Consider the following 22138-nt stretch of genomic DNA (forward strand, 5'->3'; position numbering starts at 1 on the left):
ACCAGTCACGCCAGCAGCGGCCACAGCACCAGTCCGATCCCGATGATGCTGGTCGCAAACAGGGCCGAGCGCAGCACGGGAATGCCGATCGCATAGGCGAGCCAAAAGGCGAGCCGTGCCGAAAGCCAGACGATCGCGCCGAGTTCCGTCGTCGTGTTGTTTGCGCCGGTGACTTCGACCGCAAGCAGCGCGGACGCGGCGAAGGGAAAAGTCTCGAGGAAGTTTGCCTGCGCGCGTTTCAGCCGTCCGACGAGCGGCGTTGGCGGCGGCCCGGCCGCTTCGCGCGAAGAGAGCGACCAGGCCAGTCCGTTCTGGCGCGTCTGGAGTTGCGCCGCGACAAAAACCTGGATGATGCCGAAGATGCAGCCGAGCGCCAGCACGGTCATCTCCATGCTCATGGCCGCGCTCCGAAAGCCGTCTCGAACTTTACTGTCGCGTGTGCCTGCGCCATGTCAGCCATCGTGCTTTCCTCCCGCATTTTTTACTGAAAGCACGCTAACTCTCTGGTACGATATCGTAAATACGGACAAAAAGGATAGTACGGGGGGCGCCGACATGACGGAACAAGCCGTGGCATCGGACCGAGGTATCGGGCCGAAAGTGTCCAGCCTGACCGGTCTCGACATGAGCCATATCCGGCTCTGCCCCGCCATCGCCTTCAACCAGATCGTCGGCGGGCGCTACAAGCTGCACATTCTTTGCGTGCTCGAAGGCGGGACGCACCGCTATGGCGAAATCGGACGGTCGCTGCTTCGTGGCGGACTCGGTAAGCCGATCACCCCGCGTATTCTCAGCCGCGAACTGCGGGAACTGGAGGAGCGGGGCCTGATCAGCCGCCGGGACTATCCCGTGGTGCCGCGCAAGGTGGAGTACAGCCTGACCGCCCAGGGGCAGGCGCTGCTGCCGATCCTTGCCGAAATCGTCCGCTGGGGCGCAACGGGCGCGCACGAGCAAATCCTCGGGATATGACTTCCTCCTGCTCGGCCCTTCAAAACGTCGAGAAGGCTGTCGCGCTCACGCTTTCACGGCCGAGAAGAAGAGGAAGCGCGGTTTGGTCGTCAGGCTCCTGTAGGCGTCCGGAAAGAGCGTGCTGGCACGCGGATCGGGCTCCGGTTCGCTCACCGTCTCGGTGGCAAATCCGGCTGATTTGAGCGCATCGAACATGGCGTGCAGCGGGCGGTGCCAGAAGCGCATGTGGATGGTCCTGCCGCCCCGTTCCCAGGTATCGTCGAAGCGATAGGTCTCGAAATAGTTGTCGTGACCGGAAAGGGAATGATCCATGAACGGATGGTGCGTGGAAAACACCAGACGGCCGCCCTTTCGTAGCACCCGGTTGAACTCGGAAAGCGGGAGCGACCAGTCCTCCAGATAATGCATGACGAGGGATGCCACGATGAGGTCGAAGGCACCGTCGTCGAACGGCAAGGGTTCGCTCAGATCGGCCATCAGCAATTGCGCACGCCCGTCGAGGCGTCGACGGGCGATGTCCAGAAGACCGGCGCTGCGATCGATGCCGGTCACCGCGGCGCCGCGCTCGATGAGCGCTGCCGCGTGCGCTCCGCCGCCGCAACCGGCGTCGAGCACCCGAAGCCCGGCGACGTCGCCGGCGAGTGCCAAAGTCGCCGGCCGCTCGTAATAGGCGTTCCAGGCGTTGTTCTCGTTGTCGGCATCATAGGCTGCCGCAAAGGCATCGTAGTCGTTCTCTGGCAAGGTCTTTTCTCCGCTGCCACCGAAAGGCGTGCGCGATCAGATGTCGAAGCGCTTGAAACTTCTATTCTATCGGTCTGCGACGCCATCGGGCAACGCTGCTTGTGCCGTTCTGTTCGGGTGCCCGGAGCCACGGCCGCATTGGGGCGGGCCGAAGCATGCCAATCGCGTTAACGTGGAGCGGCCCCTGGAGGCCCTTCGGTCGCAAGGACGCGTGCGACCACCCAGCGAGCCGCTATTCCCCTCCAGAGTTGTTCACGCACTGCGGCCCGCAGCGCATGTCTGGACAAAACGCTTTTACATCTCTGGTTGTCATCGGGCAAATGGGGCGCCCGCAGTTTCACGCGTTCGCTGCCTAGGTCTTGCGGATGATGCTGCCGAGGGGCCGCTTCAACAGGCTTTCGCGCAGCGAGCCCTGGCGCGGCCGCTCGCCGGACGCCGGGTCAGCCGTTTGCGAACGGCGTTGGGCCTGATCGGCCGGGGATGGCTCGTTCAAGAGCTGCTGGCGGATCTGATTGAAGCGCTCCAGCTCCGGATTGACGGGGGCAGGCGCGCGCGGAAGCATGTCCGGACGATAGGGCTCGATCTCGACCTGCGGCTCGCTGAGGCCCGGTTGCGGCTCGGCTTCTGCCGTGGCGCCCAGTTCGGTCTCCCAGCGCTGCTCTTCGCTCACGGTCTGCGCCGCCATGTAGCTCTGCTGGAAGTTCGAAATATCCGGCCCGTTGATGGCGCGCATGCGGCTGACGATCGCGCGCAGGTCAACGGTCGGCGGATGGTCCTCGTCGATCCGGTCGATGATCCCGTGGGCGCGCGGCAGGCGCTCCTCGGCGATGCGAGAAAAGCGCATGCGCATCGGCACGGCCACCGCCTCGCCGAATGCGATTGCCTCGCCATTGCCGATCGAGGAAATGAAGCTGGTCGTCGATGTCGACGAGTTCGGAATGGCCGAGCGGATGATGTCCTGGTCACGGTCGTTGGCAAGCCGCATGGCAAAGACCGTCGAGCACTGCGACAGGATCGTCGGATCGAGTTCGCCGGGGCGCTGGGTGATGATGCCGAGCGAGACGCCGTATTTGCGGCCTTCCTTGGCGATGCGGGCGATCGCCTGCCGCGTCGGCAGGAAGCCGAGCGACGGATCGGCCGGCACGTAGCGGTGCGCCTCTTCGCAGACGACCAGCATATGGATGCCGCCATTGCTCCAGAGCCCGATTTCAAACGCCATGCGGCAAAGCACCGAGGCGACGGAATTAACGACTTCCGAGGGGATGCCGGCCAGCTGGAAGGTGGCGATCGGCCGGCCGTCGCCTGGAATGCGGAACACCCGGGCGATCGTGTCCTGGATCGTGTCGGTGATGGTGTTCGACGAGAACATGAAATGATAGCGCGGATCGTTGATCGCCGAGACGATCTTGACCTTGAGCGAGCGCAGATGCGGCTTGTCGTTGCGCCCTTCGAGCCGGCCGATGCGCTCGTCGATCAGCGCCAAGAGGTCGGCGATGCGGTAAGGCACCGGCGTGTCGGCGGTGATCGAGCTCTTTTCCGTCTGGCGCCGCACGATGCCGGCGTCGCCGCCGCCGCGGAAGGCCTTCTTCGCCTCGGGGATGATGTCGCGCAGCATGTCGAGCTCGTCCGGCGGCGCCGGGCGGCCGCGGAAGATCACCTCTGCGAACTCCTCCAGTCGGAAGAACCAGAAGGGCAGGTCGAGCGTATCGGTGTCGATGACGACGGCAAGGTCGGGGAAGGCGGCGGCGAACTCGTTGTGCGGGTCGAGGATCAGCACGCGCAGCTTCGGATCGGCAATGATCGCCTTGTTGAGCAGCAGCGTGACCGCGGTCGACTTGCCGACGCCGGTCGTGCCGACGATGGCGAAATGCTTGGCGAGCATCGAGGGCACGTGAATGGTTGCGTCGAGGCTCTCGTCCTGGGTCAGCTTGCCGATGATGCAGCTGTCGTTGCGGCCGGAATCGTAGATGCGCGCAAGGTCGGCGGCGCGGATGCGGTGGGCGATGGCACCGAGATAGGGATATTGGCTGATACCGGCGGAAAACTCTTCACGACCGTCGGGTCCCCTATGGACCTCGCCCATCAGTTCGACTTCGATGCGGAAGGTGTTGTTGGTCTCTTCGCCCCATTCGCTGGAGGCGGTTTGCATCGAATAGACCAGCGCCACCACGCGGTTCCTGCCGACGGAAATGGAAATCAGCCGGCCGACGGACCAGAGTTCGGTCAGCGACGTCTCGCCGCTCTCTGCGATCGCAGCGATCGTCGCGCGCGCGCCGTTGCAGGCAACCACCCGTCCGAGGAACCGGTTGCCGGGCTTCAGGCCGTCACGGCGATCCTGCTCTCCGGCACGGATCGAGGAATGAAGTTCATTGTTCAGCAACGCGAGAAACCCCGGCAATACGGCGCTTCATGTTAGCCATGGGGATTTAACAAGTGGTTTCGAGATGTTGCACGCTCGAGCACGCGGGGCACGGGCAGCGGCATGGCGACTTGCGCGATCCGGTTAGTTCCCTGTCAGAGCGATAGCCGGCCGGCCATCCTCCTCGCCGAGCTACCGTACTGCCAGCGCATCATGAAGTACGAGACGGTCAGGAGGAGGGCCATACCGCCTGCGATCACGAGACAGAGAACCATGTCCAGAGACATCAGCAGGGAGACGAACTGCTGCCGGTTGACGTAGTAGGCGATCTCATAGCCTGGGTCGCCGAATACAAACGCCATGACGTAGACCCAAGCAGCAATTGCAACACCCGGCAGAATGCTAATTGCCGTGGCTAAGCCCAAGGAGACGCGGGCCAGTTTCGCTTTCTCTTCTTCCGTCGGGCATCGGCGATGCCTTTGCACGAAACGGCTGGCTGTGGCGGTAGCCGATGACAATGTCTGCGCAAACCAGACGCCGTATGCAGTTCCCTTCGGTATCGGGCCAACAAGGGTCTCGTAGGCGAACATCCCGGCCACGCAGACTCCCGTCAACGCCAGGCAAACGAGGGCGAAGTAGCGATAATATGGCGTCAGCGACACGGTCGGCGTCATGCGTGGTTCCTGGCGGGCGGTTGTGGGGCCACTTGGCATGATTAGCGCATAACTTGCAAGATTGTGCGCTCTCCCTGAGCAAACTGTCGGGAAAGTTCGCCGACGTTGGCCGGACTGTGTGACGCCTCAGCCCTCCGATGGTTTGATGCCCTGAGCAAACGACCGGAACAGCGCCCGCCCTTCCGGCCAGTCGCTCAACCCGCTCTTGCCGTTGATATGGCCGACGGCGCCGGCTTCGGCGAGCCGGCTGCCCCATTGGGCCGCCCGCATCTGCGCGTAGCCGATGGTGCCGAAGGGGTCGTTGGAACTCGCGACGATAAGGGAGGGAAAACGGAAGCGTTCCGTCGGGACCTTGGCGAAGCTGGCAGCCTCCGCCGGGAAGGCCGCAGACGTCGGATCGGGAACCGCCACGAGAAAAGCGCCGGCGATCGGACGGGTGCGGACCGCATGCCAATGGGCGACGAGCAGACAGGCAAGGCTGTGGGCGACGAGAAGGGGTGGCTCGCTTGCTGAGGCAATGGCGCTGTCGAGCGCCTGGATCCAGTCGGCAAGCTGCGGACGATCCCAATCGCCGGGTTGGAAACGGCGCATGTGAGGGTCTGCATACTCCCATCGGGTTTGCCAGTGCGCCTCGCCTGAACCGCCGATGCCGGGCAGGATGATGATATCGTTCATGTCGTCCTCTCATCTTGAACATTGGGGAGACTGCCAGCTTCCCTTGACCATCTGAATGCGCAATCATCGGAAAGTGCGGCCGCTTGCCGATGGATTTAAAGGTGAAACATGGCGGTTGACCGTTCTGCCCTCGACCCGACCGATATCGCGATCATCGAGGTATTGCAGGAAGACGGACGCATCGCGATCTCGGAGCTCGGGCGGCGTATCGGTCTGTCGCAGCCGGCGACCTCGGAGCGGGTCAAGCGGCTGGAGGAGCGCGGCATCATTTCCGGTTATGGCGCACGCATCGATGCGGCACGCCTCGGGCTTGGCATGATGGCGGTGATCCGCCTGAAGACGACGCACGAACATATCCGTGCCTGCCTCAAGCAGTTTTCCGAGATGCCGCAGGTGATCGAGGTGCTGCGGCTGACCGGCGAGGACTGTTTCCTTCTCAAGGTGCTGGTGCCGACGCCGGGCGAGCTTGAAACGATCGTCGACACGATCGCGCGCTATGGCGCCGTGACGACGTCGCTTGTCTTGAGCGGCGAGCCGGAAAAGCCGATCGGGCGGGCGCTGATCCAGCGGGTCTGAGACTGAGCGCCGGGCACGCTCCGACTTGATGAAAGTCAATGCAGAACGCGAGAGGACGCGGGATAATTCAACCATAGGCCAGGCACGTCCGCTCGGGTGACCGTCGGGGGCGTTGCCGGCCACGGACGCTCGAAGGGCGAGCGGGAAGCGGGCGAGGGGAAGCCATGAGCGATGCAATTGCCTATTTTCGTCGGACACCCATACTCTGGCTGATCGTCTTCGTGCCGATCGCGATCGCCGGCGAGCACATCTGGCCGGACGCCCATACGCTGCTCTTCCTGCTGTCGGTGGCGGCGATCGTGCCGCTGGCGGCGCTCCTGAGCCAGGCGACGGAGGCGGTTGCGGCCCGCACCGGCGACACGGTCGGCGCGCTCTTGAATGCAACGCTCGGCAACCTGACCGAGCTCGTCATCGCCCTGATGGCGCTTGCTGCCGGCCAGTATCTGCTGGTCAAGGCCTCGATCGCCGGCGCGATCGTCACCAACACGCTGTTCATGCTGGGTGGTTCGTTTCTGCTCGGTGGGCTCAAGTTTCACCTGCAGGAGTTCAACCGGGTGAATGCGCGCTTTCTGGCGAGCCTCCTGTTCATGGCGACGATCGCCGTACTCGTGCCTTCGCTGATCGGTGCTGCCGACGGCCAGCCGCAGACGGCTTTCACCCAACAGCTGAGCGCCGGCCTCTCCGTCCTTCTCATCATCACCTATGGGCTCTGGATGCTGTTTTCGCTGAAGACCCATCGCGAGCTGTTCGTCTCGGCCACTTCCGAGCATGGCGGTGATGAACCGCACTGGCCGCTGGCGACGGGCATCATCGTTCTGCTGGTGGTGACCGTTCTTGTGGCGCTCGTCAGCGAAGTTTTCGTCGGCTCGGTGCAGGTCGCGGCCGAAGAGCTTGGCATGACGCCGGCCTTCGTCGGCTTCGTCGTCGTCGCGCTCGTCGGTGCTGCGGCCGAGATGGCGACGGCTTTCTCCGCTGCGCGCAAGGATCGGCTGGACCTGAGCGTCGGCATAGCGCTCGGCAGCGCTGTGCAGATTGCGCTCTTCGTCGCGCCGCTGCTGGTGCTTCTGAGCTACGTGCTCGGGCCGCAGCCGATGGACCTGCAGTTCTGGCCGGGGGCGATCGTGATGATGCTGGTCGCGACCATGGCCGCGACGCTGCTTTCCAACGGCGGGCGGTCTGCCTGGTACATGGGCGTGCTGGCACTCACCGTCTACGTGATCTTCGCCATGACGCTGTTCCTGCTGCCGCCGCAGGTGTAGCCCTGCGGTCGGCTGAAATCAGCGCCCGCCGGCCGCAATCAGGCTGCGGGCGCAGTCGAGGATGGTGGCGTTCACGGGCCTCGGCGCAAAGCCAAGCAGGCGCCGGGCTTTGTCGGATGACAGCGCAAACTTGCGACCGAGCAGCGGGGCCAGCGGCTTCAAATCGGCGCTGAGCGGGGCCAGCAGCCGCACGAGCGCCGTCGGCAGCCGTCGCGTCGGCACCTTGCGGCCATCGACGCCGAGGCCCAGGCGCAGCGTGGCGGCGATCTCCTCCATCCATTGGAATTCGCCGGCGGCGAGAAAGCGTTCGCCTGCGGCCTCAGGCGCGGTCATGGCGGTGACGTGCAGGTCGGCGAGATCGCGTACGTCCACCACCCAGAAACCGAGGCGCGGCAGGAACCGCGGCCGGCCGCCAACGAGGCCCCCGAAGATCTTCACCGAGCCGAGATTTTCGCTCGAAAGCACCGGACCGAAGACGGCGCCGGGCAGTACCGTGGCGAACTCCGTCGCCTTGCCCTCCATGAACTTCCAGGCGGCACGTTCGGCGAGGATCTTGGAGACCCGGTAATTGTCGAATTGCGGGTCGGCGGGGTCGGCCCAGCGCGTCTCGTCGCTAGCAAGGCCTGAGTCCAGCGGCGGCCGGGTCGTGGCGGCCGCCGAAGTCATCACCACACGCCGGACGCCGGCATCGACGGCGGCGGAAAGCACCCGCAGCGTGCCTTCGCGGGCCGGCGTAACATAGGCGTCGCGACCGCCGCCGGAAACGCCGCCGAGCGGTGAAGCGACGTGCAGGACATAGGTGCAGCCCTCCATCGCCTCGGCCCAGCCGTCATTTCCGGTCAGATCGGCCCTGGCGAAGGACAGTCGGTCTGTCGCGTCGCTGACGGCGGCGATCGAGCGCCAGACGGCGTCGGCCTTTGCGAGATCGCGCAAGGTGGCGCGAACGTGGTATCCGCCTTCGAGCAGAGAGACGATGCACCAGCGGGCGACGAAGCCGGTGCCGCCGGTGACAAGAACACATTCATTCATTGGTTTTCATCTTCTTTCGTTGCGTCAGTCGCAGGTCCTGTGCATGGCCGCGAAGGGCTTGCGCCGGCTGATCCGGTAGACGGAGGCGGGCGGGAAGTTTCTGATGGTGCCGCCGATGCGCCGGGCGCGAAGGCCGAGCCGGTCGAGCAGCGGCCGCGGGATGGGGCAGCGCGGACCGTAGGTGAACTGGTAGAGATGGCCACCCGGCCGCATGTGCAGGAAAATACCGGAAAGGATTGCCATAACCTTGCGGGTGGGCATGGAGAGCAGCGGCAGGCCGCTGACCGCAGCGCCGATGCCTGCCGGAATTTCGGAATGACCATCGGCAAGCCGCGCCGCGTCGATCGAAAGAATGGTGGAGGCCGGGAAACGCGCCTTCAGGACGGCAGCAAAGTCAGGGCCGGATTCGACCAGCACAATGTCTTCCTCGCGCACGCCCCGCTCGATCAACGCGCGCGTGAAGACACCGGTGCCGGGACCGAGTTCGAGCACCGGGCCATAGCGAGGGTCGATCTCGCGCGTGATCAACCGGGCAAGCGACCGGGAGGACGGCGTGACCGAGGCGACGCGCAATGGATCTGCGAGCCAGGAGCGGAAGAAATGCAGGTCGCCATAGGCGCAAATGCTGGTCACGTGAGGCTCCGTGGATGGAATGAGGGCTGTCTCGCAAGGCGCGTTGCAGCGGCAAGTCTACGTCTGTATACTTCCGATTCATGATCATGTCTACAGGTGTATACTAAGGAGGGGCCATGCCTGCCAAAAAGGGGGCTGCTGAAAAAGGGGGCGCAGAAAAGCGGCCTGCCGAAAAGGACGGGCGCCGCCGCGACGCGAACGCCACGCGCGCCGCAATTCTTGAGTCCGCACGCTCCGCCTTCATCGCCTCGGGATATGAAGGCGCCGGTGTGCGCGAGATCGCTGAAGGGGCCGGGGTTACGGCGATGCTGATCAACCGCTATTTCGGTTCAAAGGAGGGGCTCTTTGCCGAAGTGCTTTCGACTGCCAACCAACGGCCGATCATCGCCACGCCGGAGACGCTCAGCGCACCGGACCGGGCAGCGCGCATCGCAAGCGCGCTTTTGAAGGTGACGGAGCCGGAGGCAACCGCGCTCGACGGCTTCCTCATCATGCTCCGCTCGATCTCCAACGAGCGTGCGGTCGATATCGCGCGACAGGTGGTCGAAAGCCACCACCAGAAGAACGTCACTGAGGCGCTTTCAGGCCCGGATGCAGGTCAGCGCGCGGCGCTGCTGATGTCGCTCGTCGCCGGCGTGCAGATCATGCGCCAGGTGGTGGGGCTGGAAGCGCTGAACAAGGGGCATGACGCCGAGCTCGAGCGCCTGCTCGGTGATCTCGTCGCCAGGCTTGTCGATGAATAGGGGGTGCCTCCGTGCGCTCCGGCAGGGATCGCAGGCCTCTCACGGAGGCAGGCTTGGAGCGCGGGGGTCTATTTCGGGGCGTTCATATCGAACACGACCCAGCGGAAGAACAGGTAGATCGCGCCGAAACTGAGGAGGAGAGGTGTGAGCACGGAAAGGTCAAGCATCTCATTGCCTTTGTTTTTAAGCTGCATCATGCAGCCAAGCTAATTTGCCACGGCAAATGTTAATGGCCGGTGCATGCGGACGCGGCCGACCTCCAAAATTGCTCTGGTATCTGCCGCTTGACCTCAACCATGCTTGAGCTCTTACAAACCTCTCCATCGGCGTTCGCCCGAACGCCATCTCCGGCTCGGATCCGGCCCGAGGAGCCAACAATACGCGACATGGAGGATGCATGACCGAGCAACTGCTTTTCCGAAATCTGATGAGGATTACTCCCGGCCATCTCGAACCGTTCCGCGAGGCGGTGCGCAGCGCGATCGCCTTCGTCGAAGAGCATGCGCCGCAGTTGATGGTGCAGACGTTCATCGACGAGAAAGAGATGCAGGCGGTGAGCATCCAGCTCTACCGCAATTCTGAGGACGTGCTCCGGCACTGGCAAATGTCGGATGCACACATCAACGACGTCTCCGCCCACTGCACGGTGGAGCGGCTCGAGGTCTATGGCAATCCGAGCAAAGAGGTGGCCGCGGGGCTGGCGCCGTTCATCAACGATGGCCGCGGTTCCATCATGCCGTCGCTTGTCGGGTTCTCGCGGTTCTAGCGATAGGGACTGCGACGCGCCGGAGAGCCGGCGCGTCGCGCGCAGATCAGCCTGACGGAGCCATTGCGCGTCGTTGCCGCGAGGCCTGCCACAACACCAGCAGCGCGACCGCGAGAAGCAGCGCGTCTGCAGTCGGCATGGCGAACCAGATGCCGGGTTCGCCAAAGGTCGACGCGTAGAGTGCGACCAGCGGCATGGTGAAGAGATAGGGCTTGGCAAGCCCCAGGATCGCCGCCCGGCGCGCATCGCCGATCGCCTGGAAATAGCTGCCGAGCATGATCAGCGGTCCGGAGAAGACGTACATCGCGACCATCACCGGCATGATGCGCGCGACGTCGGCGATGACCGCATCGCTGTCGACGAAGGTCGCGCCAATCGGCCTGGCAAAGCCGAGGAGCAGCACCTCGACGGCGAGGCAGTAGAAGAACGCCACAAGCATGCCAAGCCGCAGCATCCTTTCTGCCCGGTCCGCGAGGCCGGCGCCGACATTGTTGCCGACGATCGCCTGCATCGCCTGGCTCAGGCCCAAGAGCGGCAGCAGCGCGAAGGTCATGATGCGGGTAATGATGCCGTAGGCGGCGACCGTGGTGGCGTAGTTTTCGGCCGCCGTCTTCTGCAGCGCCGCCATGATCGTCACCGACACCAGCGCCATGCCGATGAAGCCGAGGCTCTGGGGGCTGCCCAGCGCGATCATGCGGCTCCATCCCGTCAGCGGATTATGCCGGAGGAGGCCGGAGAGCCGCATTTCCGTGCGTCCGAACAGGCGGAAGAGGGCGATGAGGCCGAGCGCGAGGAGTTGCGCCAGCACGGTGCCGGTCGCGGACCCCGCGACACCCATGTCCAGCAGCGCGATCAGCACATAGTTGAGGGCAAGGTTTGCGAGCGAGACCAGCAGGCTGAGGCCGGCCATCAGCCCGGCGCGTCCCTCGCATCGGAGCGCATCCGATTGCACCGCCAGCAGGAACTGGACGGGCGCGCCAAAGATGATGATCGCGATATAGCGCTCGGCCATGCCGGCGAGCGGCCCCGGACCATTGGTGAGCGTCAGCACCAGGCGGTCGCCAAAGGCTGCGAACAGCGCGATCAGTGCAACAGCGATCGTCAGCGCCAGCATGTGCGCGCCGGCGAAGACGCCGCGGGCTTCAGCAAAGCGGCCGGCGCCGAGATGGCTGGCAAGCAGGCTCGCCATGCCGCTGACGACGAGGGTGGCCAGCGCCACGGTGAGAATGAAGATCGGAAACACCGTGGTCACGGCGCCGACGGCTTCGGCGCCGATATAGATGCCGAGCATGATGGCATCGGCCACCGTCAACAGCCCGTTCATGCCCATGACGAAGATGATCGGCAGCGCCGTTTTCAAGAAGATCGCGCCGAGCGGCGCGGTCAAGTAGGCATTCGGCTTGGAGGTGTCCTTGGACATCCCGCACTCCTGTTCTCGCATTTCGATTGGGAAGAGGAGGGGCTCGCATTGCCTGCCACACGAAATGCGATCGGGGCGAGAGGATATCGTCAGAAGTCAGATTTCACCGAGACTGGAGGCCTGCGAGCGGCGGGGATATGAAGCCCGGAAAGGGAGGTAGCGCCAAGCCGCATCGCCGTCAAGCCGGGGGACGATGACCCTTGCGCGTCATGAGACAAGCGGTGCCTTGCCGTGGTCGCTATGGGCCTGTTCGCGCAGCTTTCTCGGACGGTTTGCGCAACAATGTTCCGAGAAAGCGCCGGATCGTGTAACGAAAAGCCGTTGACGCCTCAGGCATTTGTGTTTATCAACTCGGCCCATGAAAAATTTTGCGGTTATTCTTGTGGTGGGACGGCGCATGGGCAGGATGGTGTAACCATCCGGCGGTAGCCACCCATGCGCTGAACGAGGCTCCTGACGGGGCCTTTTTTTATGCCTTCAAACAAGCTAAGCACCCAACTGGGAAAAGGGACGGAAGCAAGTCAATGAGCGGTACAGAAAACCAGATGACAGGCGCGGAGATCGTTCTCCAGGCACTGAAGGACAATGGCGTCGAGCATATCTTCGGCTATCCCGGTGGCGCCGTGCTTCCGATCTACGACGAAATCCACCAGCAGGACGATATCCAGCACATCCTCGTTCGCCACGAGCAGGGCGCCGGCCACATGGCCGAAGGCTATGCCCGCTCCACCGGCAAGGTCGGCGTCATGCTGGTCACCTCCGGCCCAGGTGCTACCAATGCGGTGACGCCGCTGCAGGACGCGCTGATGGATTCGATCCCGCTCGTCTGCATCTCCGGCCAGGTTCCGACCTCGCTGATCGGCTCGGACGCCTTCCAGGAATGCGACACGATCGGCATCACCCGGCCTTGCACCAAGCACAACTGGCTGGTTCGCGACGTCAACGATCTCGCCCGCATCATCCATGAGGCCTTCCGCGTCGCCCAGTCCGGCCGTCCGGGCCCGGTCGTTGTCGATATCCCGAAGGACGTCCAGTTTGCGACCGGCACCTACACGCCGCCGTCTGCCGTCCCGACCCAAAAGAGCTACCAGCCGAAGAAGCAGGGCGATCTGAAGAAGATCGAGGAAGCGGTCGAACTGATGCGCAATGCGCGCCAGCCGATCATCTATTCCGGCGGCGGCGTCATCAACTCCGGCCCTGAAGCCTCGCATCTGCTGCGCGAATTGGTCGAGCTCACCGGTTTCCCGATCACCTCGACGCTGATGGGGCTTGGCGCCTATCCGGCCTCCGGCAAGGCCTGGCTCGGCATGCTCGGCATGCACGGCACCTATGAGGCCAACATGGCGATGCATGACTGCGACGTCATGATCTGCATCGGCGCCCGCTTCGACGACCGCATCACCGGCCGCCTCAACGCGTTTTCGCCGAACTCCAAGAAGATCCACATCGACATCGACCCGTCGTCGATCAACAAGAACGTCCGCGTCGACGTGCCGATCCTCGGCGATGTCGGCACGGTTCTGGAAGACATGGTTCGCCTCTGGCGCGCCGCTTCCAAGTCGACCGACAAGGCACGTCTCTCGGACTGGTGGGAGATGATCACGAAGTGGCGCGCCCGCAATTCGCTCGCCTATGCGCCGAACGACGACGTCATCATGCCGCAATATGCGATCCAGCGGCTCTATGAGCTGAGCAAGGACCGCGACACCTACATCACCACGGAAGTCGGCCAGCATCAGATGTGGGCAGCCCAGTTCTTCGGCTTCGAGCAGCCGAACCGCTGGATGACCTCGGGCGGCCTCGGCACCATGGGCTACGGCTTCCCCGCGGCGATCGGCGTGCAGGTCGCGCACCCGAACAGCCTCGTCGTCGACATCGCCGGTGACGCCTCGATCCAGATGTGCATCCAGGAAATGTCCTGCGCGGTCCAGTACGGCCTGCCGGTCAAGATCTTCATCCTCAACAACCAGTACATGGGCATGGTGCGCCAGTGGCAGCAGCTGCTTCACGGCAACCGCCTGTCGCATTCCTACACCGAAGCGATGCCTGACTTCGTCAAGCTGGCGGAAGCCTATGGCGGCGTCGGCATCCGTTGCGACAAGCCGAGCGAGCTCGATGCAGCGATCCGCAAGATGATCGACACGCCGGCGCCGGTTATCTTCGATTGCCGCGTCGCCAACCTCGCCAACTGCTTCCCGATGATCCCCTCGGGCAAGGCCCACAACGAGATGCTGTTGCCCGACGAAGCCACGGACGAAGCGGTCGCCAACGCGATCGACGCCAAGGGCCGTCAGCTGGTCTGAGATAGGTAGAGGAACCACTCACATGAACGCACACCTTCAACCGACCGGCTCCGCCTACTTCATCGCCAAGGAGACCGAAGTCGCCGAAACCCACACGCTTTCGGTTCTCGTCGACAACGAACCGGGCGTCCTTGCCCGCGTCATCGGCCTGTTCTCCGGCCGCGGCTACAACATCGAGAGCCTCACGGTTTCGGAAACGGAACACGAGGCGCACCTGTCGCGCATCACCATCGTGACGCGCGGCACGCCTCACGTGCTCGACCAGATCAAGAACCAGCTGGAACGGCTGGTTCCGGTCCACCGCGTCGTCGACCTGACCGTGCGCGCCGCCAGCCTGGGCCACGACCGGCCGATCGAGCGCGAACTGGCGCTCGTCAAGGTACACGGCTCGGGCGACCACCGCGTCGAGGCTCTGCGCCTTGCCGACGCCTTCCGCGCCTCGGTCATCGACGCCAACATCGATCACTTCGTCTTCGAAATCACCGGCAAGCCGTCGAAGATCGAGCAGTTCATCGCCATCATGAAGCCGCTCGGCCTCATCGAGGTCTGCCGCACCGGCATCGCAGCGATGAACCGCGGCCCGCAGGGCATGTGATTTTGCCGAGGTGAGGGGGCTCGCGTGCATTCTTGCGCGCGAGATTTTCCGAGCGGGATTGCCCCTCGCGCTTTGTGCGGAGGCTGCCCCTCACCTCAGCCCTCTCCCCGCAGGCGGGGAGAGGGGGCGCTCGCACCGAGCGAGCCGCTTCTTTCCTCCTTCATGATGACCGTCCATCAAAGGCACGCTTCTGCTGAAGATGCTAAGCGCTCGCGGTTCAAGGGAACCGGGCGCCCGCTGCACGTTTCCTTCTCCCCGCTTGCGGGGAGAAGGTGGCCGGCAGGCAGGATGAGGGGCCGCCGCAGTTGCAGCCGAAACCTCCCGGCCGGCCGGATGATCGGTGCAGGCGCTTGCGACCGAAGCCGCCAGACGTCACGCGCGTGGTTGACTTCGCACGGCATTTCTCGCCGAGTATTCCCTCAGAAGATTTCTCATGATCGCAGGTGCCCGATGAATTCTACCAAGATGAAGGCCTTGGTCCTTACGAGATATCGTGGTTCCGATGCCGCGGAGTTGCGCGACGTGCGGCGCCCACGCGCAGCGCGCGGCGAGGTGCTTGTCCGAGTGCATGCCGCCGGCCTCAATCCGGTCGACTACAAGACGCGCGACGGCATGCTGAAAGTCGTCCAGCGCTATCCCTTGCCTGTCGTCATGGGCAACGAACTCTCAGGCGTCGTCGAGGAACTGGGAGAAGGCGTCGCGTCGTTTGCGCCGGGCGACCGGGTCTTTGCGCGCATGCCCAAAGACACCATGGGGGGCCTTGCTGAGTATGCCGTTGTGCCCGAACAATTCCTGGCGAAGATGCCTGCATCGATCGACTTCAACACGGCAGCCGGCGTGCCGCTTGCCGGCCTTACCGCCTTGCAGGCGCTGCGCGACGAGCTTCATGTGGGGCGGGGCAGCCGGATCTTCATCCCCGGTGGCGCCGGCGGTGTCGGTACTTTCGCCATTCAGCTGGCGAAATGGCTGGGCGCGGAGGTCACGACGACCGCATCGCCCCGCGGCCGCGCGCTGGTCGAGGCGCTCGGCGCCGACGTGGTGATCGACTACACGAAGGAGCGCTTCGAGGAGCGCTTGCGCGACATGGACGGCGCCTTCGATCTGCTGGGCGGCGAGACGCTCCTAAAATCCTTCGGCGTCGTCAAGCGCGGCGGCAAGGTGGTTTCCATCGCCGGCATGCCCGAGCCCGAAACCGCGCGAAAGGATCTCGGCCGCGGGCTGTTCCTCAGGGCGCTGTTCTGGCTTGCGTCCTATAAGATACGCGCCGTCGCCCGGAAACACGGCGTCTCCTACCGCTACCTCTTCATGCATCCTGATGGTGCCGAGCTTGCCGAACTCGCAGGCCTCATCGACGCCGGGACGGTCAGGCCGGTGATCGACCGCGTGTTTGCACTGAACGATGTCGCCGAAGCCTTCGCCTATCTGGAATCCGGTCGCGCCAAGGGCAAGGTGGTGGTGGAGATCGAAGGCTCGTCCGCGTGATCGAAGTCGTCTGCACCGGCATCCCTGCGATGACGTGCGCCGGCGTGGTCAGCTTAATCGGGTAGTCGCTGAACAACCTCAACCACGTCGCGCGTGCGGGTCGCCCGCCCGCTCCATTTGGCATCAAATTCATTGCCCGGTGATTGAATGGCAGCGTTCGCGGTCTCTAAATTGGAGAACTCGTAGAAGGCGGTGTGCTTGGAGGGATCGGTTCGGCTCCAGGTGCGCCACGCCCGGACTGCACCAAACGCGCGCAATGCCTCCGGCATATGGCGATCGAACCATTGGTCGAAGGGAGTTCGGTCCACTTCATTCGGAACCTCGGCATGCACTATCAGCAGCACTTGCATAGACATTTCGCCTCTTTGCCAGACCGCATATGACGTGAAACGCTCCGATAAACATACAGGAATTTGGCGCGGTTCACGAACGGGTGCAAATCGTTCGCCGGACCGCGGGGCAAGGCTGGTGGCATTGCTACATAAGCCGCAGATTTCCTTCTCAGCGCAGGCGGGGAAGGTGGCCGGCGAGCCGCTGAGGGGCGTCGCCCTCAACCGTCCTTCGCCTTCGCTTCGCTCTCCCGCTTGAGAGGGCGGCTGACGGGGCAAACCTCCTGGGCAAAGCCGTTCAGCGTGTTGATCAGATTGTTGGTCACGATCGTGTAGTGGACGAACTGGCCGCGCTTTTCCTTGGCGATAAGGCCGGCGTTTTCCAGTACCGTCAGATGTTGCGACACCGAGGGCTTGCTCATGTTGAAGCGCTCGGCAATTTCGCCCGCTGTCAGGCTCGAGGCTGACAGGTAGGCCAGTATCTTGCGCCGATGCAGCGAAGAAAGCGCGTTGAAGATGCGTTGCGCCGGTCCGCCTGCGTCATGGTTGAGCGTATCGTCGTTCACAGCGTCTCCTTTGCCGGGCTGGCACCGATCATCGTTCTGTTAGGCAATTAGGATATTGCCTAAATACTTTTTCGCAGCTAAATATGTAATTAGTTTATTTCCTAAATACCTTCTGTGCCGGTTGTTTTCAACCGGGTCCTTCAGTGTTGCTCGAAATATGATCGCGGAGGGTGCCATGGATCTTGTGTCGACGGGCCGAATGATATCGGAGCCTGATAGTGACCCGGTGAGCGGCAAGGTCGTCTGGATTCCGGGCAAGTCGCTCTGGATTGCCGGAATGACGCTGGTGACCGTTATCGGCGGGCCGATGACTGTCTCAGTGGACGTTCTTGTCATGTTCGCCGTTCTGACGGCTCTGACGATCTGTCTTGGTCATTCGGTCGGCATGCATCGCCTGCTGATCCATCGCTCCTTCGAAACGCCGCTTTGGCTTGAACGGACGCTCGTCTACTTCGGCACGCTCGTCGGCATGGCCGGACCTTTCGGCATGATCCACGCCCACGACATTCGCGACTGGGCGCAACGCCAACAGGCTTGCCACGATCTCTTCGCGCACCGGCGCCCATTCCTTCAGGACGCGTTCTGGCAGATGCATTGCGCCGTCGCGCTTGATCATCCGCCACGGTTCACCATCGAGAATCGGGTTGCGCGCGACCCCTTCTATCGCTTCCTTGAGGCGACCTGGATGCTGCAGCAGGTGCCATTGGCGCTTTTGCTTTTCGCCTTTGGAGGCGTCTCGTGGGTCGTCTGGGGCGTGGCGGTGCGCGTTGCCGTTTCTCTCACCGGTCACTGGCTCGTCGGTCATTTCGCCCATCGTGGCGGCGAGCAGGGGTGGCGTGTGGATCACGTTGCCGTGCAGGGCTACAATCTGCCGCGTTTCGGTCTGGTAACCTTCGGCGAGGCCTACCACGGCAATCACCATGCCTTTCCGGAATCCGCCCGGCTTGGCATCGAGGCCGGGCAGGTCGATCTCGGCTGGTGGTTCATCCGCCTGCTTTCGCACCTCGGGCTGGCCTCAGAGATCAAGCTGCCGACCAACACGAACCGGCGCGCCGGTCTCAAGCGCGTCGCCAAAGTGGTCGCAGGCCCCGATGCTCAGCGAAAAATCTGTCCGGTCGTGAGCACGCTTCGGCGCTAGTGTCGCCCCCCCAGATTCTTTCCGGCGTTCCGGGCATCGTCTGCCTGATGCCGTCAAAGACCCGGAATGCTCTTGGTTTGGTCGGCGATGAAATCGCAAAATCGCCGAACGCGAAGCGGTATCATCGAGCCGAAGGCGTGCACCACGTTGAGAGGCTGCGGCGGCAGGTCCAGTTCAGTGGAGATATCGATCAGCCGGCCGTCGTTCAACTCGTCCTGAACCACACACTTCATGAGCAGTGCCGCCCCCAGACCGTGGAGTGCCGCTGCCCGCAGTGCCTGCCCGGTATCGCAATCCACGCGGCCCTGCGGTGAAAACTGCTTGCCGCCCGCAAAGACCATCGGGCTCGGATGACCACGCACGATGTACCGGGCGAAGGGAAGAGCCGAGGCCTCGTCTACTGAACGCGGCTTGCCGTGTTTCTCGAGGTAAGCTGGAGACGCGACGATCACCATGTTGACATTCGCTAGCTTTCGTACGCGCAGTTCGCCTTGGCCACCGCCGCCCACGCGGAAGGCCACGTCGTAATCCTCCCGGATCAAATCAACTTGCCGGTCTGCGAGCCCCACCTCCAGCTTGATGGCGGGAAAGGCCGATGCGAAATCTCGAAATATCGGGGTCAAGAAGTAGCGGGCAAGATCGCTTGGCATGCTGAACCGAATTCTGCCGGCGAGCGTGTCCTCACGGCTGGCGACCTCGTCCGACGTATCAAGCTGGCGCAGGAGAGGAGCAACCTTGTCGAACAAGGATTGCCCTTCGAAGGTTAGAACCAATGCTCGCGTTGACCTCAGAAACAGGCGGGCCCTGACCAAGGTCTCCAACCTTCCGACGCTCCTCGAGACGGCAGACGGCGATGTCCTCAGGATCTTGGCCGCAGCGCTGAACGAACCGCTCTCCACGGTCCTGACGAACGCGATCAAGCCAGGCGTCTCGTTCAGCAGATTGGGCATCTACACCTCGCAGGCACATGTCATGTGCTCATGAACCCGCTAATGCGCCGTCCAAGGCATCTCTATCTCCATGACACCTAACATGGAGACGAAAATGAAGACACTTCAAGGAAAGGTCGCCGTCATTACTGGCGGCAACAGCGGCATCGGAAAGGCGACCGCCAAGCTCTTTGCCGAAGAAGGCGCCCAGGTCGTCATCACGGCTCGACGCCAGGACCTTCTAGATCAAGCCGTTCAGGAAATCGGCTTCGGCGCGATCGGCATTCAGGGTGACGTGGCTGATCTCGCCCATCATCGGGCGGTCGCGGGCACAGTTGCGGAACGATTTGGCGCGGTCGATATCTACCTTGCCAACGCGGGCGTGATCGACCTCAAACCGACCGACGCAATCTCCGAAGAAGCCTATGACCGGCATTTTTCCATCAACACCAAGGGCGTCTTCTTCGGCGTTCAAGCCATCGCTCCCATCATGAACGAGGGCGGGAGCATCATCATCACCAGTTCGCTGGCGGCGACCAAGGTTCTCCCGAACCATAGCGTCTATGCCGGTTCCAAAGCTGCCGCAGCGGCGTTCGCGCGCAACTGGGCGATCGAGTTCAAGTCGCGCCGCATTCGCGTGAATGTTCTCAGCCCGGGGCCGACGGACACGGAGATCCTTGGAAAGCTCGGAATCTCCGAGGCTGAACGCGGACCATTTCTCGAGCACATGGCCGAGACGATCCCGGCTGGCCGGCTGGGCACGTCCGGGGAGCTTGCCAGTGCGGCACTCTTCCTCGCTTCGGATGCCGGTCGCTTCGTCAACGGCATCGAACTCCACGTCGACGGCGGAATGTTGCTTGTCTGACGGATAGCGGATGTCGCCGAACAGCAGCGAGGGCGTTTGATTGAACCGTCATCGATGTTGCACCGACTGCGCGTCCGGCGCGCAGTCGGGCTGAGCGGCTGAGGGCGCGGTCAACGTTATCGCGAGGCTTCTCTCAAATCATCTCTAGTGACCGCTTGCGCTTCGGAGGCGGGAAGGCGTGGTCGAGGGCGGCGAGGTCTTCGGCGGTCAGGTGGATGTCCATTGCGTCGCGGTTTTCGCGGAGGCGGTCGGCCGAACCGGTCTTGGGGATCGAGATGACGCCGGGGCGGGTCTTGAGGAAGGCAAGGGCGATCTGGGAGGGCGTCGCCTGATGCGCCTTGGCGATGTGAATGAGATCGGGGTGGCGCAAGAGGCGACCCTCGTCGAGCGGAGAATAGGCCATGATGGCGATGCCTTGGCTCTGGCACCAGGGCAAGAGGTCGTATTCGATGCCGCGGCGCGACAGGTTGTAGAGCACCTGGTTGACGGCGACGTTTTTGCCATCCGGCACGTCCAGCAGCTCCTCCATGTCGTCGACATCGAAGTTCGAGACGCCCCAGGCGCCGATCTTGCCTGATTTCTTCAGCGCCTCGAAGGCGGCAACCGTTTCCGCCAGCGGATAGCCGCCGCGCCAGTGCAGGAGGTAGAGATCGATATGGTCGACGCCGAGATGCTTCAGGCTGCGCGCGCAGGCGGCCTCGGTGCCAATGCGGCTGGCGTTGGACGGCAGCACCTTGCTGACGATGAAGGCCTCGTCGCGGCGCCCGCGCACCGCTTCGCCGACCACGCGCTCCGAGGCGCCGTTGCCATACATTTCGGCCGTGTCGATCAGCGTCAGGCCGAGATCGAGGCCGAGCTGCAGGCTCTTCACCTCATCGGTCTTGCGTGCTGCGCTGTCGCCCATGCGCCAGGTGCCTTGGCCAAGAACCGGGATCGAGCGGCCGTCGGGAAGTGTCGTCGTCGGGATCGGATCGTGCATGCTTTTCTCCTCGCGGCCGAAATTGCCCACAGCGGCCGCAGCTTTCAAGATGCGCCTCTCACGCTGTAGCACTTAGACGTGCGCCCCGTTGCTATCCGTAAAAGCGGAAACGCTTTCAGGAAATCGGCGGGTAGCGGGCAATCTAGCGCATCCCGCCGGTCTTTCGAGCCTTCATCCGGCAAGCCGCCCGCGCTCCTTTTCCATGCGCTGCAGGATCTCGACGAAGGCGCGCACGCGCGCCGGGCGGAAATGGGAGGGCGGATAGACGACATGGATACCGCCCGAGGGCAGCGACCAGTCGGAAAGCAACCGCACCAGCCGGCCCTCGGCGATGTCGGTTCGCACCTGATAGTCCGGCAGCACGGCAAGCCCGATGCCGGCGACAGCGCAGCAGTGGGCGGAATCGGTGCTGTCGGCGGTCACCAGCGCCTTGCCGTGGATTGCCGCCCCGTTGCCGGAAGCATGCGTGAAGGTCCATTCCAGCGGCGCCTTCAGCGCGCCGTTGGCGATCCAGTCTGCCTCCATCAATTGATTGGGGTGCGTGATGTCCCCGAGCTTTGCGGCATAGGCGGGCGCTGCGACGAGGTGCTGCTGAAACGTGCCGATGCGTTTTGCCCGTTCGCTGGAATCCACCAGCCAGCCGGCGCGAATGGCGAGATCGAGGCGCTTCTCGATCATGTCGAGAACCGTGTCGTTGAAGCTCAGCTCCACCCGCATGGCGGGATAGGCCGCGAGATAGGCGGCGACGGCGTTGGTTACGACCTTGGCGCCATAGTCGAGCGGTGCCGTCAGTGTCAGCGTGCCGCTCGGGATCTCGGTTTCAGCCGAGACCGCGCCGACGGCCTCATCGGCATCGCGCAGGATCAGCGCGCAGCGCTCGTAGAAGCGCTGGCCGGTGGCGGTCGGGCTTAGCCGCCGTGTGGTGCGCACGAGCAGGGTGGTGCCCAGCTCCTTTTCGAGTTGGGCGACCTGATGGCTGACGGCGGCTTTGGCAAGCCCGAGCCGTTCGGCAGCCGCGGTGAAAGAGCCGCACTCGACCACGGCAACAAAATGCGAGAGGCGATTTAAATTTACAGTCATTCGAAATTCTTCGCGATTGTCTGAGGTT

23 protein-coding genes are annotated in these 22138 nt (G+C 63.5%); 10 read left to right on the forward strand and 13 right to left on the reverse strand.

The genetic code is table 11. The annotated features are described in order from the left end of the window. Positions 1 to 5: 5 nt before the first annotated feature. The gene (locus IB272_RS06720; protein WP_034792642.1) at positions 6 to 398 is read right to left on the reverse strand and encodes an MAPEG family protein; all 393 of its coding nucleotides are present in this window, start codon (positions 396 to 398) and stop codon (positions 6 to 8) included. Positions 399 to 555: 157 nt separating this feature from the next. Between IB272_RS06720 and IB272_RS06725 the strand changes: the two genes are divergently transcribed. Continuing rightward, positions 556 to 969, forward strand: a complete 414-nt coding sequence (locus tag IB272_RS06725) for a helix-turn-helix domain-containing protein (RefSeq protein WP_244496814.1) — start codon at positions 556 to 558, stop codon at positions 967 to 969. A gap of 45 nt (positions 970 to 1014) precedes the next feature. Here IB272_RS06725 and IB272_RS06730 read toward each other — a convergent pair whose 3' ends face one another. The 4 genes from IB272_RS06730 to IB272_RS06745 form a co-directional block, all read right to left on the reverse strand. Then, positions 1015 to 1710 carry a class I SAM-dependent methyltransferase gene (locus tag IB272_RS06730; RefSeq protein ID WP_034792645.1) on the reverse strand — a complete coding sequence of 232 codons (696 nt, stop codon included), beginning with the start codon at positions 1708 to 1710 and terminating at the stop codon, positions 1015 to 1017. 352 nt (positions 1711 to 2062) lie between these two features. Beyond that, positions 2063 to 4090: an ATP-binding protein gene (locus IB272_RS06735; protein ID WP_060582788.1), complete on the reverse strand. Its 2028-nt coding sequence runs from the start codon at positions 4088 to 4090 to the stop codon at positions 2063 to 2065. Between the two features lie 134 nt (positions 4091 to 4224). Beyond that, positions 4225 to 4743 carry an ABZJ_00895 family protein gene (locus IB272_RS06740; protein ID WP_034792648.1) on the reverse strand — a complete coding sequence of 173 codons (519 nt, stop codon included), beginning with the start codon at positions 4741 to 4743 and terminating at the stop codon, positions 4225 to 4227. A gap of 126 nt (positions 4744 to 4869) precedes the next feature. Beyond that, complete coding sequence (locus IB272_RS06745) at positions 4870 to 5418, reverse strand: alpha/beta fold hydrolase (protein WP_060582721.1); 549 nt, start codon at positions 5416 to 5418, stop codon at positions 4870 to 4872. A 108-nt stretch (positions 5419 to 5526) separates the two neighbouring features. Between IB272_RS06745 and IB272_RS06750 the strand changes: the two genes are divergently transcribed. After that, positions 5527 to 5994: an Lrp/AsnC family transcriptional regulator gene (locus tag IB272_RS06750; RefSeq protein ID WP_034792656.1), complete on the forward strand. Its 468-nt coding sequence runs from the start codon at positions 5527 to 5529 to the stop codon at positions 5992 to 5994. Between the two features lie 164 nt (positions 5995 to 6158). Beyond that, positions 6159 to 7253 carry a calcium/proton exchanger gene (cax, locus tag IB272_RS06755; RefSeq protein ID WP_034792668.1) on the forward strand — a complete coding sequence of 365 codons (1095 nt, stop codon included), beginning with the start codon at positions 6159 to 6161 and terminating at the stop codon, positions 7251 to 7253. Between the two features lie 18 nt (positions 7254 to 7271). On the opposite strand, the gene IB272_RS06760 is transcribed toward cax, so the two are convergent. Beyond that, complete coding sequence (locus IB272_RS06760; protein ID WP_192444244.1) at positions 7272 to 8282, reverse strand: NAD-dependent epimerase/dehydratase family protein; 1011 nt, start codon at positions 8280 to 8282, stop codon at positions 7272 to 7274. A gap of 24 nt (positions 8283 to 8306) precedes the next feature. Continuing rightward, entirely contained in the window at positions 8307 to 8915 is a 609-nt protein-coding gene (locus IB272_RS06765) for an rRNA adenine N-6-methyltransferase family protein (protein WP_060582723.1), read from the reverse strand. A gap of 116 nt (positions 8916 to 9031) precedes the next feature. Between IB272_RS06765 and IB272_RS06770 the strand changes: the two genes are divergently transcribed. Together IB272_RS06770 and IB272_RS06775 are read left to right on the forward strand one after the other, a co-directional pair. After that, positions 9032 to 9658 carry a TetR/AcrR family transcriptional regulator gene (locus IB272_RS06770; RefSeq protein ID WP_063979478.1) on the forward strand — a complete coding sequence of 209 codons (627 nt, stop codon included), beginning with the start codon at positions 9032 to 9034 and terminating at the stop codon, positions 9656 to 9658. 397 nt (positions 9659 to 10055) lie between these two features. Next, positions 10056 to 10424 carry a hypothetical protein gene (locus IB272_RS06775; protein WP_060515977.1) on the forward strand — a complete coding sequence of 123 codons (369 nt, stop codon included), beginning with the start codon at positions 10056 to 10058 and terminating at the stop codon, positions 10422 to 10424. Between the two features lie 46 nt (positions 10425 to 10470). Here IB272_RS06775 and IB272_RS06780 read toward each other — a convergent pair whose 3' ends face one another. Further along, positions 10471 to 11844 (reverse strand): MATE family efflux transporter, encoded by a 1374-nt coding sequence (locus IB272_RS06780; RefSeq protein WP_060582724.1) that lies wholly within the window; start codon positions 11842 to 11844, stop codon positions 10471 to 10473. Between the two features lie 524 nt (positions 11845 to 12368). Between IB272_RS06780 and IB272_RS06785 the strand changes: the two genes are divergently transcribed. The 3 genes from IB272_RS06785 to IB272_RS06795 all read left to right on the forward strand — a co-directional run bounded on the left by IB272_RS06785 (position 12369) and on the right by IB272_RS06795 (position 16224). Then, on the forward strand, positions 12369 to 14147 hold the full coding sequence (locus IB272_RS06785; protein ID WP_034792684.1) for an acetolactate synthase 3 large subunit: 1779 nt from the start codon (positions 12369 to 12371) through the stop codon (positions 14145 to 14147). Positions 14148 to 14169: 22 nt separating this feature from the next. Further along, positions 14170 to 14742 (forward strand): acetolactate synthase small subunit, encoded by a 573-nt coding sequence (gene ilvN / locus IB272_RS06790; protein WP_034792687.1) that lies wholly within the window; start codon positions 14170 to 14172, stop codon positions 14740 to 14742. 450 nt (positions 14743 to 15192) lie between these two features. Further along, positions 15193 to 16224 carry an NADP-dependent oxidoreductase gene (locus IB272_RS06795; protein ID WP_246801900.1) on the forward strand — a complete coding sequence of 344 codons (1032 nt, stop codon included), beginning with the start codon at positions 15193 to 15195 and terminating at the stop codon, positions 16222 to 16224. Between the two features lie 53 nt (positions 16225 to 16277). Here the strand turns inward: IB272_RS06795 and IB272_RS06800 are convergent, their stop codons facing one another. Both IB272_RS06800 and IB272_RS06805 read right to left on the reverse strand, forming a co-directional pair. Continuing rightward, positions 16278 to 16574: a hypothetical protein gene (locus IB272_RS06800; RefSeq protein WP_246810317.1), complete on the reverse strand. Its 297-nt coding sequence runs from the start codon at positions 16572 to 16574 to the stop codon at positions 16278 to 16280. A gap of 200 nt (positions 16575 to 16774) precedes the next feature. After that, positions 16775 to 17119 carry a metalloregulator ArsR/SmtB family transcription factor gene (locus IB272_RS06805; protein ID WP_060515980.1) on the reverse strand — a complete coding sequence of 115 codons (345 nt, stop codon included), beginning with the start codon at positions 17117 to 17119 and terminating at the stop codon, positions 16775 to 16777. A 175-nt stretch (positions 17120 to 17294) separates the two neighbouring features. Between IB272_RS06805 and IB272_RS06810 the strand changes: the two genes are divergently transcribed. Then, positions 17295 to 18257 (forward strand): acyl-CoA desaturase, encoded by a 963-nt coding sequence (locus IB272_RS06810; protein ID WP_246810318.1) that lies wholly within the window; start codon positions 17295 to 17297, stop codon positions 18255 to 18257. 53 nt (positions 18258 to 18310) lie between these two features. Here the strand turns inward: IB272_RS06810 and IB272_RS06815 are convergent, their stop codons facing one another. After that, positions 18311 to 19207: a LysR family transcriptional regulator gene (locus IB272_RS06815; protein WP_034792690.1), complete on the reverse strand. Its 897-nt coding sequence runs from the start codon at positions 19205 to 19207 to the stop codon at positions 18311 to 18313. A gap of 94 nt (positions 19208 to 19301) precedes the next feature. On the opposite strand from IB272_RS06815, the gene IB272_RS06820 reads away from it, so the two are divergent. After that, positions 19302 to 20051 carry a glucose 1-dehydrogenase gene (locus IB272_RS06820; protein ID WP_060582726.1) on the forward strand — a complete coding sequence of 250 codons (750 nt, stop codon included), beginning with the start codon at positions 19302 to 19304 and terminating at the stop codon, positions 20049 to 20051. Positions 20052 to 20184: 133 nt separating this feature from the next. Here IB272_RS06820 and IB272_RS06825 read toward each other — a convergent pair whose 3' ends face one another. After that, complete coding sequence (locus IB272_RS06825) at positions 20185 to 21030, reverse strand: aldo/keto reductase (protein ID WP_090294459.1); 846 nt, start codon at positions 21028 to 21030, stop codon at positions 20185 to 20187. Positions 21031 to 21201: 171 nt separating this feature from the next. Continuing rightward, positions 21202 to 22110: a LysR family transcriptional regulator gene (locus tag IB272_RS06830; RefSeq protein ID WP_060582727.1), complete on the reverse strand. Its 909-nt coding sequence runs from the start codon at positions 22108 to 22110 to the stop codon at positions 21202 to 21204. Positions 22111 to 22138 lie beyond the last annotated feature (28 nt).

This window comes from Ensifer sp. ENS08 (assembly GCF_014852195.1).
GTDB lineage: Bacteria > Pseudomonadota > Alphaproteobacteria > Rhizobiales > Rhizobiaceae > Ensifer > Ensifer adhaerens.